The organism is uncultured Mailhella sp., from assembly GCF_905187505.1.
GTDB lineage: Bacteria > Desulfobacterota > Desulfovibrionia > Desulfovibrionales > Desulfovibrionaceae > Mailhella.
This window is the reverse complement of sequence record NZ_CAJJIC010000004.1, coordinates 21,478-38,119: the sequence shown is the minus strand read 5'-3', so window position 1 is coordinate 38,119 and position 16,642 is coordinate 21,478. Positions and strand designations below refer to the sequence as shown.

Below are 16,642 nucleotides of genomic sequence, written 5' to 3'. Positions count from 1 at the left end.
AAGTTGTTTCTGTCCTCCTTCCCGGGAAAAACTCTTTTTTCTTGCTTGTCCGCAATCTGGACGCAAGAAGAGAAAAATTCTACGATAAAGCAAAGTAAAACACGTCATAAGCGATGCAAAAGGAACGTTCAGAGAGCATGGACAACGAAAGGGACACACGGGCTCTTTCCGTCAGCAGGGCGGAATCAGGGCAGAAACTCCTCAATTTTCTTCACAGACGCGTCAACGCCCCCACGGCGGACTTCCACCGCTGGATACGCACGGGACAGGTGCGTGTGAACGGCGCGAGAGCGAAGGCCTTCGACCGGCTGAACGAGGGCGACATGGTGCGGGTTCCCCCCTTTGCCGAGCGTCTGCCCGCGGGAAGCGCCGCTGCTGCAACCGCCGAAAAGAAGCGTTCGCGTCTCGACGTCGTGTTTGAAAACGACGACGTGCTCGTTCTGGCCAAGCCCGCGGGCCTTCCCGTGCAGGGAGGCACCGGGCACCGGGAAAGCGTGGCCTCCATTCTGGCCGAAGAGCGCGCGGACGCCCCTTTCGTGCCCGCGCCCGTGCACCGGCTGGACAGGGACACCTCAGGACTTCTCGTGGCCGGCAAGACCTACGCGGCCGTGCGTCTTCTCACCGACGCCCTTGCCGGAAGAGGCGAAGAGCGTCCGCACAAGGAATATCTGGCCTGGGTGGAAGGGCGCTGGTCCAAGGACGGCCCCGAGGAACTCAGGGACTCTCTGACCAAAGATCCGCGCGCGCAGCGCATGAAGGCCGTTGCCTCCGACCGAGACGACACGGCAAAAGAAGCCCGCTGCGTGGTCAGAGCTCTTGCGTGCCGTACTGTTCACGGCAGGGAGCGCACGCTTCTGCTCGTTCATCTTCTTACCGGACGCACCCATCAGATACGCGTGCAGCTTGCTTCACGCGGGCACCCCGTCGTGGGAGATCCCTGGTACGGCACGGGCGAGGAATCGCCCCGCGAGGCTCTGAAGCTGCATGCCTTCCGACTGACCATCCCCGTGCCCGGCGGAACGAAGCTCGACTTCGAGCTTGTGCCGCCGTGGAAGGGCCCGTGGGCCTGGAAGGGAAAGCCCGGAAAGAACGAAAAACGCCGTTCCCCCCATCCCGGGCGCTGACGAACATCCGGCGGTGTTCCGTCGGAAGAACGAATCTTCCGCGGCAAGCGGCATTCCGCCTCCTACCACGGGAGATTCGCCAAGCGGCAGTTTCAGGGAACGGCGCGCACCGTCACCGTCTGCGAGGAGGACCGGCCCCTGTCGTCCACCACTCTGAGCTCGTGCACGCCGTCTTCCGGAAGCCAGCGCAGCGTCTCTCCCGGAACGCAGCGGCCGATGAAGCGTTCCTTCACGAACCAGAACACGGCCTTCGCATCGGCGTCCGCCTCGGCCGTAAGCGGTATTCCGGTCTTCTCCGGAGCCGAAAGGCTGCGCCGGTAGACCACCCCTTCCTTCGGCGAGACCACGCGCGGGGGCGAGCCTGAAACAGGCTGCGTTCCGCACCCCGGGCCGAAGGGCGGAGGAACGCTCTTGACCACGCCCGCCCGAAGAAACTGCGCGCGCAGATCGGAGGGCCAGAACTCCCACACCACCTCTTCCGTGCGGCCGGGCACGGCTTCACAGGCACGAAGTCCCGTTTCCCGGTCGATGAGAATGGTGCGGAACACGCCCGACGGCCGCGTGGGCGAACGGCCGGGGATGTACCAGGTTTCCACGACCTCGCGGCACAAAGACGTGTCGAGGTCTCCGGTGGCCGCGCATACCTTTTCCCGCGTGATGTTCAGCCCTTCCTGCTGACGCGGAACAAGGTCGGCAAAATCCCTCTCCGAAGAGGCCACGGCCTGAGCCATGTCGGCAAAAAGCGGGGCCGCAACCTCGCCGCCCACAAGCAGAGGATTGGGAGAATTGTCGAAATTGCCCGCCCACACCACCAGCACGTAGGGACCGGCCACGCCCGCCGTCCATGCGTCTCGAAAACCGTTGGACGTGCCCGTCTTGAAGCGCAGAGGCACGGGACCGGAGGCGGAACGCACGAAATGCACGCCGTCTTCCAGCATGCGCAGCGTGACCAGCGCCGCTTCCGGAGAAAGCAGCGGTGCGGCGGGCCGCGTCTTCTCTCCCGCATACAGCTTCGGCTCGCGCCACACGCCGCGATTGGCGAGCATGGCGTACAGTCCTCCGAGCTCGCGCATGCTCACTTCCGCGCCGCCGAGCACGAGACTGAGTCCGTAATGCTCTTCGGAAAAGGGCATCTTCACGCCCGCTCTCTGCAAAAAGCCGTAAAATCCCGGTCTGAGCCTGGAGGCCAGCACGATGGCGGGGATGTTGCGGCTTGCGCGAAGCGCCTCCTCTGCGGGCAGCGGACCGCGGAAGACGCGGTCGAAGTTCTCGGGATCGTAGCCGCCGAAGCTGCGGGGGGAATCTTCAAGAAGCGTGCGGGGATGGATGAGCCCCTGATCAAGAGCCATGCCGTAAATGAAGGGCTTGAGCGTCGAACCGGGGGAACGTCTTGCCTTCGTGCCGTCCACCTGACCGGCAATGGCGTCGTTGAAGAAATCTGCGGAGCCCGCCAGAGCCCGGATTTCCATGCTCGGCCAGTGAATGACCAGTGCGGCGGCGTTGGTAAGGCCGTAGCGTCTGCCCCGTGCGGCAAAACCGGCCAGGGATCGCTCCAGAATGCCCTGAAGTCTCCGGTCGATGAAGGATCGAACAGGCGCGCCGTCGCGGGAAAGCGGCAGAAGCTCGCCCGACACGTGCGGAGCGTCGAAGGGAAGCGAAGCCGGCCCGTACACGCGAAGAGGCGGCAGGGAGGCCATGCCGGAGAAAGGCGCCCGGCCCCGGCCTTCCGAACCGTTCTGTCGTTCCGGCAGGACAAGCCGCGTCATTCTCGCCCGTGCGCTCTCGAAATCCGGGCCGTTCAGGGGCGAACGCCGCACGGGATTCTGAGGCACCGCGGCAAGAGCCAGACTTTCCGAAAGGGAAAGCCGGGAAGGCGGCACGTGAAAATAGATGCGCGAGGCGGCTCCTATGCCCTCAACGTTGCCCCCATAAGGCGCAAGATTGAAATAAGCCTCGAGAATCTCATCCTTGCCGTAGTGCCGCTCATACTGAAGCGCGCGTGCCATCTGCACGAGCTTGCCCGCGGCCGTGGAGGTCGAAAGGCCGAGTCTGAGACGCGCCACCTGCATGGTGATGGTGGAACCGCCCATGCGCCTCGAGCCGCCCAGCATGGAAAGTCCCGCCCGCAGCGTCGAAAGGGGATTTATGCCCGGATGCCGGTAAAAGTGTCTGTCCTCGTACAAAAGCACGGCCTGCACGGCTTCCGGGGCCACCTCGTGCAGCGACACCCGTATCCGGTACTTCTCGTCGCGCGTCAGCCCCATGCGGAGCAGCCCTCCTCCACCGTCGAGCACGAGGGAAGAGAACTCCACGCCGTCCAGAAGCGGAGGCCGGGGGCTGAACGCCAGCCAGAGACAGAAGACGACGACCGGGGCCGCCATGAGCGCAAAAACGATCTTTCCCGCCGTGCCGCGCAACGTTCATCCTCCCCGAACGCCCCCTTCCGCCGGGAAGAGGGCGGGTCCGTCATTCCACGATGATTCTTCCGGCGGACGAATGCGCACGCACACCGGCGTCATGCATGGCTTCCGCCTGCACGGGCGGCAGCACGAAGCTGCCCCGGTTCACCGCACGAAGACGATAGGAAAACGAGGAAGGCTCCGTACCGAGCGGAGTGAAGAAGATCATGCGGTCTTCCCTGCGGTCGGCAATCACGGTTCCGTCACCGGAAGCGGCCGAAGTCTCCGCAGCCGGAAGAGAGGAAAGTTCCATCTCAAAGCCGCCGGGCAGAAGGTCAACGATCGCCGCATTCTCCACCGTCCCGCCGTAGGCGCGGGCCGTCACCTGAGCCGTGATCACGTCGCCCAGCCTCACTGCGGTCACGACATTGCCCTCGGCGTCAAGATACCGCCTCGTCACCTCCATGCCTTCGGACAGGGCTTCCGCCGGAGGTCTGCGGTCGAAGCCCTCATCGGACACTTCGACATACAGCGTCTGTCCCATCTCGGGAAGGCTGAGCGCATAGGATGAGCATCCCGGAGCCGAAAGCGTAAGCATGTTCCCGACGTTCTGCGCCTGAAACGCCACGTCGTCGAAACCGGGCTGCATGGCCGTACATACCAGCGACACGCCCTCCGGCACGGGGGCAGCCCTTTCCATGTCGAGCAGGGCGCGCACGGCAAGCGCGGCGGAAAGCGTCACGTATCCGCCGCCCGCGGCGTCGAAGAGCTCCTCGGAAAGTTCCCCGCGCAGATCTTCCAGCCTGTCCGGAAAATGTCTGGCCAGCACGGAGGCGCGCAGGCTGAGCGAAGAGAGCGCATCAAGACCTTCCCCGCGAAACTCCGGCCCCGGCCTGCGGTACATCTCCACAAATCGCTGCGCCTCGTCCTTCATGCGCATGACGGCCCAAGCCCCCGCGACAAGGGTCGAGGTCACGTCCTGCCGCCATGCCGGAAAATCCTCTTCCAGACGACGAAGCAACGCTTCCAGCGCCTGCGTGGTGATGCGCCCCTCCCGGGTGAGCACCCACAGGGCGTAGGCCTGCGTTCTCCCTTCCTCAAGGGAGGAAGGCGCTCTGTCCACAGCCTTTTCAAGGGCGTTGAACACGTCGGAAAGAAGGCCTCCGGGCAGCTCGGCCCCGGCCTCGCGCATAGTCAGAAGAAAGTCGGCGGCACAGGCCGTGACCAGAAGATCCGGCTCTCCGCCCGGCCACAGGGAAACGCCGCGCCACGACAGCGAGGCTTCCACGGCCCGGAGCGCCTCGTCCAGTCTCTCGCGCATGAGGCGGACCGCCTCATCCTGCGGCCGTCCGTCGGCAAAAATCGCAGGCCTTTGCAGAAGCAGGGCACAGGGCATGGCCCGGCTTATGAGCTGTTCCGTGCAGGAATAGGGACAGGAGTCAAGATAGCGCACAAGAGCGCGCAGCGCAGGAATGGGCAGCGCGGAAACCGAAGCCGACCCCCTTGCTCCGTACGGATAAAGCTCCCTTCCCGTGCTCAGCGAAACGGACGAAGATGCCGTGCCGAGTACCAGAGAGCCTCGCAGCGGCGAAGCGGGTCGGACGGAAAGAGAAGCCGAGCGTCGGGCCTCCACCCCTTCGCCGGACAGCGAAAATCCGATATTTGCGCCGCCCGGCGCATCCCGAACTTCCACGCGGAAGGGAAAGACATGCTCCTTCCCCGCCTCCACCGTGATCTCGGAAGGCGGAAGCGTCACCAGTCGCAGCGCCGGATCGGGCGAAAGCGAAAGGGCTGCACGAAGCGTCGCGCCGGTATTGTTGGCCACGGCGACGGCAGCCTCGAACTCGTCTCCGGGAGCGGCCAGAACGGGAAGCTGCGGAGTGATGACTACGGGACCGCGAGCCACGACGGAGGTCTCGGAGCTTCCCGCCGCGTCCGGCGAGGCCGCCACGGCCATGACACGCACCGTGCCGCTGTAATAGGCGGGCACGGGGACCTCAAAGCTGTTCTCCCCTGCCTTCACGTCCACAAGTCCCGACCACCAGGCAAGCGGCGGCTCGCCCCTGCGCTTGAAGGGATTGTGGAAGCGGCCTCCGGCAGCGGCCATGCCGCCGCCGAAGGCGGGCATGCGGAAGGTGCCATGCTCGGGCATGAGCAGATCGAACATCTGCCTCGTTTCCACTTCAAGAGCCCTGTCGTTCAGAAGATAGCGCAGCGGGTCCGGCGTGGGAAAGGCGGTAAGCCGCAGCACTCCCTCGTCCACGGCAAAAACAAGGGCTCTGCCCGGCCGGGAGGAGGTGAGCGTCACGGGAACCTTCGATCCGGGCGGAACGGGGCGTTCCGGTCCCTTCAGAGCAAGCTTCATGTCCCGCCGCTCCACGTTCACGGAAACGGGCTCCACGGCAAAGACGTAAGGATTCATGAAGGCGTCCGGCGAGGCAAGGGACCGCACAAGAGAAACGCTGACATAACCGCGTCCCTCAAAATCTCGGGGAACAGACACTTCCTGCACGCTGTCGCCTGCGGGAGCATGGAACCAGCGCCACGACACCACGCTGTCGCGCTCAAGCGTGATGAGCCCCGTCCCCTCGTACGGCGAAGAAATGAAGGCCCGCACCGTATCCCCGGAAGAGAGCGAAACGCGGTCGAGGTGCATCCTCAGAGATCCCGACGGCAGCGTCGAAAGCGCGGCAAGACGCAGATCCGAGTTTCCGGCCACGGTAAAGGGCACGGAAGCCATGACCAGCCCTTCCCCGTCGCGCACCTCCAGCAGAAATTCCCCGCACGTTTCGGTGGGAACGGCCCAGTGCGCCCGCCCGTCGCGGTCGAAGGTCACCTTTGACTCCGAAATCACGCGATCCACCGGCGTATCCTCATAGCGATACCTGCCCTCGCCGTCGGTGACGAGGGAAGTCACGTAGCGCCTTGCGGACACCTGAAACGAAAGCTCTCCGGGACTTGCGGGAGCAAGGTCGGAGCCGACGGCCACGAATTCCAGCGCGGCGTCGCCGCCCCGGGGAATGAAGTCGAGATTGCCTCCCGTGCCGGAAGGGCGGAAGCCGAGCACGCAGTCGAGCGGAGACACGACGAATTCCCTTTCCTCCGTCACCGAACGCCCGCCGCCGCTCTCGAATCCCTCCACCAGAAGCCGGCAGTGCAGCGTTCCGCCGCGAAGCTTTTCAATAGGCAGCGGCAGCGAGGCTCTGCCCTCCGCATCGGTACGGGTTTCGCCGAGTTCCAGCGTCAGCGGCGATCCTTTGTAAGGCACGGAGTCGTGAAACGCAAAACTGCCGTAGCCGTCAAAGGAAAGCGGTGCAGGCCACACCGAAAGCTGTCCCCGGACGCGCCTGTCCGCCGCGGGCGAGCCGAAAAGATTGCGGAGCGTCACATTCGCGGACGCGGAAGACGCCCTGAGCCAGCCTCTGCCGGGCTCCGGCGAAAGCGAAAGGGAAAGCGCCATGACGTCCGGCTGGAATTCCTCCACCCTCACCGCGGCGGAACCGAGCACCACGTCCATGCCCCGACCGTCCGGAGTACGAACGTCAAGCCGGTATCGTCCGGCGGCGGCGTTCTCCGGAGCCTTCCAGCTCACTTCCGCCATGCCGTCCGCACCGACCGTGATCATGCGCCGGAACACCGTGCGTTCTGAGGGATCCGCAAGCTCGACAAAGAGAGGCATATCCGCGGGAAGCGCCTTCCAGTCGCCCCGGCGCAGAAGCATGCCGAAGCGCAGCGTCTCTCCCGGCCGGAACAGACCGCGTTCGCTGAACACATAGGCGTTCACGCCGTCGGCCCGGCTGGTCTGCCCCTGCGTGGCAAATCTGGAAAGATCCACGACGCGGCTCTCGTCGCCAAGAGGCATCCAGGCCATGTCTTCGCCCCGCGCCCCCTTCGCACGGGCCGTCACGGCCACGGGCATGCGCTCACGCGCAAGGCCGGAAACGGACGGCAGAAAGGCACGACCGTCGGCGTCGGTCACAGCCTCGGCCACGGCAAGTCCGTTGGCCCCCACTATGCTCACCTTAGCCCCGGACACGGGCTTTCCGCCGGAAAGCGAACAGACGAACACGTCGCGCCCGCCTGCCGCCCCCTCCTTGACGATGAGTCCGAGGTCGGTCGCAAGCACGAAGCGCGAGGCCTCCGCCACCTTTCTGTCCCCGTCCATGCCCGTAAGCTCTATGTAGGCAAGACCGTGTCCGTCCTTGAAGAGCTGCGCGGCGTCAAGCACGGAAAACTGCGGCTCCCCGGGTTCGGTGCGCCGAAGGGAAATGCTGCCTTCGGCCGCTTCGGAGAACACGTCGAAAAGAATACCCCGGGCGGAAAACGGCGAGGGATGCGCGGCAAGAAGACCGAGATAGGAATCCATGACGCGCGATGCTCTCCAGCGTATGGAGGTGAGCCCGCTGGAATGGATGTCCAGCCTGCGTTCTCCGCCGAGGGCCAGCACGTTGCCGGGCTGAAGAAAATCAAGCTCCGGCTCAAACGGCGCGGCATGAAAGACCTCGTTCCACGGGAAAGCCAGCGTGAAGTCGGCCGACGGCCCGAAGCCCTGCGGCAGATGAAAGAGAAGATAGCTGCCCGGCTCCGTCTTCACGCTGAAGCTTATCCTGCCGGAAGGAACGTCGGCCTGCTGCAGGGGCACAAGCGTCACGGGCACGGCGCGGGAAAGCGTTTCCTCGTCGATGACGGGCGCAGCCGTCCACACCGTGGCGGACACGGCCTGCGCGTTCTGCGTGCGGGGAAGGCGCAGCGCCTTCATGGCGCGGGCAAGCTCGTCCGGTCTGACCAGAAGGCTCGTTTCCAGCGTGAGGCGGTACTCTCCGGCAAGATTTTCATCCCTCGACGGCTCAAGCGAAGCCTTGTTCACCGCAAAAATCGTCTCCGTTCCGGGAACCGTCACCTGGGCAACAGCCGTTTCCCGTCCTCTGGGAACGTTCCAGAAAGCTCCATTGCTCCGTACTTCTCCGGCCACGCCGGGAAGGGAAAACGTAACCGCGGAAGGCTGCCTTGCCAGAGACAGCACACGCGCCCTCACAAGGCAGGTTCCGCCCTCTCCCCATATGAATTCAGGTCTGCCGAGGCGAAGCGCACTGTCGGCGACGTCAAGACGCGCGTCCCGTTCGACGATCGCCCGATCCGGAGGAGTGGTGAAGTTCATGTCGAAGGAAACGGCCCGTTCGCCGTCAAGATCGGGGTCCACCCACACGTCCGCACTCAGACGGGTAAGCGCCAGAGGCGGCGTGGCAAAGTCGGCACGGGAGGACGTGAGCCTTGCGCGGGACGGAAGCGGCAGATCGTCCAGAACAAGCTCGAAGTTCTGTCCCGCCGGCCACGGAGTCTTCGGCCGGAACACAAGCGTTCTTTCATCGTCCCAGCGCCATTCCCCGGGAATTTCCGGCACAAGGCGGACGCCGCGCACGACGGCTCCCTCCCTGCCGGGCGCCACGAAACAGCGGCTCGTCCATTCCTCCCCGTAGGTCTCCCGGCACAACGGCTCGTCGGAATCAAGCCAGACCCGAAGCGGAGCATCTCCCTCCAGAGGAGCCGTCACCACGGCGCGGATGAAGGCCGGAGAAATTTCGGAAGCGCCGAAGGCGGCGGCCACGGACCACAGAAGCAGAAAGGCGACAAGGGGGACCCTACGGAACATGGGCATCCTCCAGAGGCATTTTTCTTCATCATAAAGAACTTCTTTCTGCCCGACAAGAAAGGAAAAATCCCTTCGAAAACGCTTCCTTTCCTCCGAAGAAGCAAAATGCGGCCCCTTTGCTGAAAAAACGGATTCCGGCCCTGCCCACGCATCTTCGAGTACAAAAAAGCTCCGCCCTCACGAAGAGGAACGGAGCCCTTTCATCGCCTCCGGGACCTGCCCGGAAGGGACTAGAACATTCCGGGCAAATGAATGCCGCCGGAGATGTTGGCCATTTCGCGGTCAAGGTTGGCGCGGCCGATGCGCACGGCCTCGTTCACGGCGGTGATGATGAGGTCCTGCAGCATTTCCGTGTCACCGCTTTCCAGCACGGACTTGTCGATGGTGATGGACTTCATTTCCTGACGGCCGTTCATGACGACCTTCACCATGCCGCCGCCGGCGGAAGCTTCCACTTCCTTCTCGGCCATTTCCTGCTGGAGCTTCGCAATCTTGTTCTGCATCACCTGAGCCTGGCGCAGCAGATCGTTCATGTTCTTCATGCCTTGTCTCCTTGAAGGACAGGGGCCGCAGGCCCTTCTGTCGTCATGTTAACGGTTGATGGGGGTACAGCGCACCAGTCTGGCGTCGTAGACGTCCTGAAATTTCTTGATGACGGGATGCGACTGTATCTCTTCCTTGAGTTCGGCCTCGGTGCGCACGATTTTCTGCGGAGGACGAAAGACGATCTGCAGAGGCCTGCCCGCCCATGCGGCCACAAGATTCTCAAGCACGCGGAGCTTTTCGGTTCGCTGAAGCTGCATGCCGATGACCTGCGAGAGCGCCTGAAGCACGAGCCAGTCGCCGCGCACCTCGCCCGTGACCTGACGCAGCATGGGCAGAGGAATGTCGCGATTGTCCTGACAGGTCTCAAGAAAGCCCGCCCACGTCAGGGCAGGATCCACCGGCACGTCCTTCCATTCCGAAGAAGGGCGACGCGGCGCCGGAGCCCGAGTTTCAACAGGTTTCGTTCCTTCCGTCAAGTGCGCGGAAGGTTCTGCCGAAGGCACGGGAGCGGGAGAGGAAGCGGGCGTTGCCGCGACCGGGGGAACAAAGGCGGACGCGGCAGGAATGACGGGACGTTCCGGTTCTGCCGGACGCGACGGTGCGGCCGGAGCCGACGTCTGCGGCGCGGGACGCGAAAGAGCGCGCTCTTCGGCCCGGAGCGGGGAAGACGTTTCTCCGGACGCGGCCGAAGACGCGGAAGACGCCGCCGAGGAAACGGGGGGCGCGGAGGGCGCGGCCTGCGCGGCGGAAGGAGAAAGCGGCGCCAGCTCCTCCAGCGGAAGCAGTCTCGGCAGCATGGCGAGATTCAAAAGCAGAAGCTCAAGACCGGCGGAAGGCTCAAGGCTCGTCAGAATGCGGCGCTGAGAGTCGAGCGTCATCTGCCAGGCGGCATGAATGTAGGTGAGCGAGAAGCGCGACGCCATGGAAGACAGACGGTCAAGCTCGCTTTCAGGCAGATCGAGATCCTTTGCCGTTTCCCTGCCCGTCTGCTTCATGAGGAAAAGATTGCGCCACAGGCCGCAAAGCTCCCGCAGGAAGAAGCCCATGTCCGCGCCCTGAGCCAGAAGCTCGCGCACAAGCACCGTGATGGCCGCGGCATCCTGCCCGGAAAGCGCGTCCAGCAGCCTGTCCATCACTTCCTGACCGGCAAGACCGAGGACCTCGCGTGCCTGCCGCGCCGTAAGCGGTTCGTCCGGTGCGCAGCCGAGGGCCAGCACCTGCCCGAGCAGCGACATGGAGTCACGCACGCTGCCCGCCGCCCGGCGGGCGATGAGATGAGCGGCCTCCTTCTCAAAGGGACGTCCCTCGCGCTGAAGAATGTCGCAGATGTGCGCCTCCAGCGTGGCTTCGGGGATCTGCCGGAACACGAAATGCTGACAGCGGCTCACGATGGTCACGGGAAACTTGTGCTGCTCCGTGGTGGCCATGATGAAGGTCACGCGCGCAGGGGGTTCCTCCAGCGTCTTGAGCAGGGCGTTGAACGCCTCCTTGGTGAGCATGTGCGCTTCGTCGATGATGAAGACCTTGTAGCGGCCCTCAAGAGGCGCGTAGCCCACGGCGTCGCGCAGACGGCGTATGTCGTCTATGCCTCGGTTGGACGCGCCGTCTATTTCCACCACGTCCACAAAGTTGCCCTGCGTGATGCGACGGCAGGCCTCGCACTCGTTGCAGGGCTCTCCGGTGGGGGCGTGTTCACAGTTGAGCGCCTTGGCGAATATGCGGGCTATGGTGGTCTTGCCCACCCCTCGCGTGCCGCTGAGAAGATAGGCCGGAGCCACACGGTCCTCGCGGGCGGCGCGGGAAAGGATGGACTTCACCATGTCCTGCCCTACCACCTCGGCAAAGGTCTGCGGCCGGTACAGGGCCGCAAGGGATGCGTTTGCTGCCATAATGTATGTCCGCTTTGGCCGCGTTCCTGCCCGAACGGACGGGACGCGGCAGATCATGCGGCCCGCGGGGGCCGACAGGTACAGAAAATTCTTGAAAACCTTACGGCCTGCCCCTGCTCCGGTCAAGCACGCAGAAAAAAGCGGCGGCAGTCCGTAACCGCTTCCGCACCGCAGGCGGCGCGTTTCCCGACTTCGGAAAAATCCCGGACTCTCCGCGCCCGTCAGCGGGCCAGTTCCTGTTCCCTGGCCAGACTCTCCTTCACCTCCACCCGTATTTTTTCGATGAGGGCGGCAGCCTGCGGGCTCAGATGCTTGTGATGGCGCAGGAGAATGCCGTTGTGCACCGGCGGCAGAATGCCTTCCAGAGGATAGGACCGCAGCCCCTCGCCGAGATTGCCGTACTTGCTGGCCATGAGACAAAGCTCGTCCATGACGGCCACGCCCATGCCCTGTTTCACATAGCGCAGCATGAGATGGTAGTTGTTCACGCTGAGCACGGTCTGAAGAGGCTGCGAGAGCGAGGCAAGAGAGGTGTCGAAGTAAGGATCTCCGCTCTCCTCCATGTTTTCCGCAAGAAAGGAAATGAACGGCAGACGGATGAGATCCTCCGCCGTGGGCCTTTCCGGAAGCCCGAAGTCGTTGTCTTCTCTGGCAATGAGCAGAGGCTGCGAGGTGAAAAGTTCCTCAAGGGAACAGTTGGGCGCTTCGTGCGTAATGCCGGTAAGCCCGAAGTCCACGCGGGAGCTGGCCACGTCGTCCACGGTCTCATAGGGCAGCGCACGACGGATTTTTATATGAACTTCAGGGTGTTCTCTGCGAAAGGCAGCGATGATGCGCACCACTCGTGCAGAAAAGGGCAAGTTGCTCGATATGCTGATGGTCCCGCGCAGCACTCCCGACGGAGAACTGATGTCGGACTTCATGCCGCGCAAAAGTTCAAAGGTGGAAATCGTCCATGTGAGCAATCTCTCACCTTCCGGAGTGATACGCAGTCTTTTCATGTATCTATCGAATAACACTGTATCTAATTGCTGTTCGAGCTGCCGTATCTGCCAGCTGATGGTGGAAGGGTTCCTGTTCATGAGCTGGGCGGCCTTGCGCATGCTTCCCGTCTTTGCAGTATAGTAAAACCCCCGTAAATGCTGAAAAAAATCTCCTCCCAGTTCTTCAATCATGGTGCGGTCCTCCCATGGCTGAGCGTTCAGTCGTGTTACTGTGTGATTTCATCAAACAATAAAAATTTTTTTTCGATTTGACAACTGAACGTGTTTTTGTGAAATCATTGACACGACGGGAATGATTCCGGCGCGGCCCCCATTCCGTTGTCCCCGCCCAAAGCCGCGCTCTCTTTCCCATCCGATGTATATTCAGAATCAGGGAGGAGTCATGAAAAGTTCAACTCATCCGCTTGGCACGCTGATCGAAACGGACGTGCTTGTCATCGGCTCTGGCGCGTCCGGCTGCGGCGCCGCCCTCGGAGCCCGCGAGCAGGGTCTGGATGTCGTGCTGCTGGATAAGGGCAAGCTGGAAAGTTCTGGCTGCATTGGTGGCGGCAACGACCACTACATGGCCGTTCTGAACGAAAAAGGCTCGCCTTTCGACACCGCAGACGATCTCGTGAAGTTCTACTCCAAGCCTCTGACCGGCTATTCCCCCACCATGATCGTCAACGGCTGGTACAATCACATGTACCACATGCTGAAGCGCCTCGAAGACCGCGGCGTTCAGTTCAGCAAGAACCCCGACGGAACCTACAAGCGCACGCAGGGCTTCGGTCAGCCCGGCACCTGGTGGGTTCACATTGCCAACGGCATGACCATCAAGCGCGTCATGGCACGCATCGTTCGCGACTCCGGCGTCCATGTCCTTGACCGCATCATGGCCATGAAGATCCTTACCGACGGCGGCAAGGCCTGCGGCGTGCTCGGCTGGAACGTGTCGACCGGTGAATTCGTCATCATCCGCGCCAAGACCGTGGTGTCCGCTCAGGGTCGTTCTTCCACCCGCGGCTACAACAACTCCACGCACAACCCCTACAACGTGTGGATGTACCCCTACAACACGGGCGCGGGCGTGGTGCTCGGCTATGATGCCGGCGCCGCCGTCACCGAACTCGACACCTATCAGCGCGCCACCATGGAGCCCAAGGGCTACGGATGCCCCGGCATGAACGGCATCAACAGCTCGGGCGCTCATGAAGTCAGCGCCATCGGCGAACGCTTCATGGGCAAGTACGACCCCATGTGGGAAAACGGCGTGCGCAACAATCAGATTCAGGGCACCTACCAGGAACAGCTCGAGGGCAACGGCCCGCCTTTCTACATGGACATGCGTCATGTCGATCCCGAGATCGTGCATGAACTGCAGTACATCCTCATGCCCGGCGACAAGGCCACCTTCGGCGACTGGGCCGACTGCACCGGCACCGACTTCCAGCACAAGCTGCTGGAAGTGGAAATCGGCGAACTCATCTTCGGCGGCACCATCGCGGTGAACGACCAGTTTGAGACCACCGTTCCCGGACTGTTCTGCGGCAGCATCTTCCTGTACTGCTCCGGCGCCATGTGCGGCGGCTTCGAAGCCGGCCGTCAGGCCGCCATGAAGGCTTCCGGCATGACCGAAGCCGGCAAGATCGACGAAGACCTTGCCGCCCAGGTGAAGTCCAGCGTCTTTGCCCCCCTCGGCAACGATCAGGAACTGACCTACCAGGAACTGGAAGAGGCCGCCCGCAACGTCATGATGTACTACATGGGCTTCCGTCGCTCCATGGCCGGCATGGAACGCGCTCTGGAAAAGATCACCTTCCTTGAAGAACAGATTCCTCAGCTCCATGCCGACACCCTGCGCGACCTCATGCGCTGCCATGAATCGTGCGAAGTGCTCAAGGTGTGCGAACTGGCCATCAAGGCCACCATGGAACGCAAGGAAACGGGCCGCTGCGTGTACAAGATTACCGATTACCCCAATCTCAATCCCGACATGGCGAAGCCTCTGCTTCTCCTCAAGGGCAAGAACGGCACCGAGTACCATTGGGGCAAGGCCCCTCTTCTGTAGAGCCCTTTCCGTCTGAAACTGTCTGCCGGGGCGGCAACGCCCCGCGGCGGTTTCCCGGCGCCGGAGCAGCGTTCCGACGCCCCCCTCCCGGTCATCCGGGAGCGGATCAGTCACTCAAGGAGTATTATCATGCCGCCTAGATATAGTCGTGAAATCACCCTGCCCATCGTCATGGGCGACAGCCTCAAGGAGCAGTTCCGCACCTCGCCGTGCGAGCACTTCTGCCCCGCGGGCAATTCCATCCAGAAGATGCAGGCTCTTGTGGAAAAGGGCGAATTCGGTGAAGCCCTGCGCTACCTGCGCGCCAAGAACCCCTTCCCCGGTGTGACCGGCCGCGTGTGCCCGCACTTCTGCCAGTCCAACTGCAACCGCGCCGGCTACGACGCCTGCGTGAACACCCGCGCCCTTGAACGCGCCGTGTTCGACTACGCCCCCTACGGCTCCGCGCTGTTCAAGCGCCGTCCCGCCACGGGCAAGAGCGTCGGCATCATCGGCGGCGGCCCCGCCGGCCTTACCGCCGCTTACTTCCTGGCCCTTCTCGGCCACGACGTCACCGTGTACGAAGCCAACCCCGTGCTCGGCGGCATGACCCGCTACGGCGTGCCGGACTTCCGTCTGCCCCGCGACGTGGTCGACCGTGAAATCGGCTGGATCCTCGAAGTGGGCGTGCGTGCCCGCGTGAACACCATGGTCGGCCGCGACATTTCCTTTGCCGACGTGCGTGCCGCGCATGACGCCGTCATCGTGACCACCGGCACCCCCAAGGAAAACAGCCTGCCCATCCCCGGCTCCGAAACCGCGGTGAAGGCCGTTGAATTCCTGCGCGCCGCTTCTCTCGGCCTGCGTCCCGAAGTGGGCAAGCGCGTGGTCGTCATGGGCGGCGGCGGCGTCGGCTTCGACGCTGCCTTCGTGGCCCGTCGTCTCGGCGCCGAAGAAGTGCACGTCATCTGCCTCGAAAAGGCCGGTGAAATGCGCGCTCCCGCCGAAGATCTCGAACAGGCTGCCGAAGAAGGCATCCAGATCCACAATTCCTGCACCATGTCCGCCATCCGCACCAAGGACGGCAAGACCGCCGGCGTGGATTACTTTGAAGTGAAGGAATGCCGCTTCGACGAAAAGGGCCATCTGACCCTGGTTCCCGTGGAAGGCGGCGAACATACCATGGACTGCGACACCGTGATCTTCGCCGTCGGCATGAAGACCGACCTCGACTTCATGGCTGAAGCCGGCGTGAACCTCACGCCCCGCAACTGGATCGTGGTGGACGGCAAGCAGGCCAGCTCCGTCGAAGGCATCTTTGCCGCCGGCGACGTGGCCTCCGGCCCCGCTTCCATCGCTGCCGCCATCGGCAACGGCCGTCGCGCCGCCTTCGGTGCGCATGCCTATCTGACCGGTGAAAATTCCCGCGTGTACGCCATCGGCGACGACAACACCATCGTCGCCCGCGACGACCTCGCCGGAACCAAGGAACCCTATGTGGTGCCCATGGAAGAGATCTACGGCATTCTCCAGTACGAGAAGACCGAGCCTCAGAAACAGGCCTGCACCAACCACATGGACTTCACGGAAAACAACGCCGGCTACACCGCCGAGCAGGCTCAGCTCGAAGCGGCCCGCTGCATGCACTGCGGCCACTGCAAGGGCTGCGGCACCTGCGTGGACGACTGCCCCGGCTACGTGCTCGAACTCAAGCACCTCGACAACGGCCTCGACCGTCCCGAAGTGGCTCACGGCGACGAATGCTGGCACTGCGCCAACTGCCGCACGAGCTGCCCCACCGGCGCCATAGGCTTCCGCTTCCCGCTCCGCATGCAGGTGTAATCACCTCCGCAGGCTGAACGCACAATGAACGCCCTGTCCTCTCCCCTGGACAGGGCGTTTTTTTGCGCTCTGAAGGCCCCTCGCAGTGAAGTCCGCCCCGCCCGGCGACTCCCCCATCCCGAAGCGCTCAAAAAAGCCCCGCCCGGCTGCCGGAGCAAG

The 16,642-nt window shown here is 63.3% G+C and carries 8 protein-coding genes; 3 read left to right on the top strand and 5 right to left on the bottom strand.

Translation table 11 applies throughout. The annotated features are described in order from the left end of the window. Positions 1–137: 137 nt before the first annotated feature. Positions 138–1,124 carry an RluA family pseudouridine synthase gene (locus QZZ60_RS01175; RefSeq protein WP_295636652.1) on the top strand — a complete coding sequence of 329 codons (987 nt, stop codon included), beginning with the start codon at positions 138–140 and terminating at the stop codon, positions 1,122–1,124. Between the two features lie 92 nt (positions 1,125–1,216). Here the strand turns inward: QZZ60_RS01175 and pbpC are convergent, their stop codons facing one another. From pbpC to QZZ60_RS01150, 5 genes are all read right to left on the bottom strand, one after another. Then, the gene (gene pbpC / locus QZZ60_RS01170) at positions 1,217–3,541 is read right to left on the bottom strand and encodes a penicillin-binding protein 1C (RefSeq protein WP_295636649.1); all 2,325 of its coding nucleotides are present in this window, start codon (positions 3,539–3,541) and stop codon (positions 1,217–1,219) included. A 49-nt stretch (positions 3,542–3,590) separates the two neighbouring features. Further along, positions 3,591–9,173, bottom strand: a complete 5,583-nt coding sequence (locus QZZ60_RS01165; protein WP_295636646.1) for an MG2 domain-containing protein — start codon at positions 9,171–9,173, stop codon at positions 3,591–3,593. Between the two features lie 230 nt (positions 9,174–9,403). After that, positions 9,404–9,715: a YbaB/EbfC family nucleoid-associated protein gene (locus tag QZZ60_RS01160; protein ID WP_295636643.1), complete on the bottom strand. Its 312-nt coding sequence runs from the start codon at positions 9,713–9,715 to the stop codon at positions 9,404–9,406. A gap of 48 nt (positions 9,716–9,763) precedes the next feature. Next, positions 9,764–11,608, bottom strand: coding sequence for a DNA polymerase III subunit gamma/tau (gene dnaX / locus QZZ60_RS01155; RefSeq protein WP_295636640.1), 1,845 nt, complete (start codon positions 11,606–11,608; stop codon positions 9,764–9,766). Positions 11,609–11,829: 221 nt separating this feature from the next. Then, on the bottom strand, positions 11,830–12,783 hold the full coding sequence (locus QZZ60_RS01150) for a LysR family transcriptional regulator (protein ID WP_295636637.1): 954 nt from the start codon (positions 12,781–12,783) through the stop codon (positions 11,830–11,832). 211 nt (positions 12,784–12,994) lie between these two features. Between QZZ60_RS01150 and QZZ60_RS01145 the strand changes: the two genes are divergently transcribed. Together QZZ60_RS01145 and QZZ60_RS01140 are read left to right on the top strand one after the other, a co-directional pair. After that, positions 12,995–14,662, top strand: a complete 1,668-nt coding sequence (locus tag QZZ60_RS01145; RefSeq protein ID WP_295636634.1) for an FAD-binding protein — start codon at positions 12,995–12,997, stop codon at positions 14,660–14,662. 129 nt (positions 14,663–14,791) lie between these two features. Continuing rightward, positions 14,792–16,483 carry an FAD-dependent oxidoreductase gene (locus tag QZZ60_RS01140; RefSeq protein ID WP_295636631.1) on the top strand — a complete coding sequence of 564 codons (1,692 nt, stop codon included), beginning with the start codon at positions 14,792–14,794 and terminating at the stop codon, positions 16,481–16,483. The last annotated feature ends 159 nt before the right edge of the window (positions 16,484–16,642 follow it).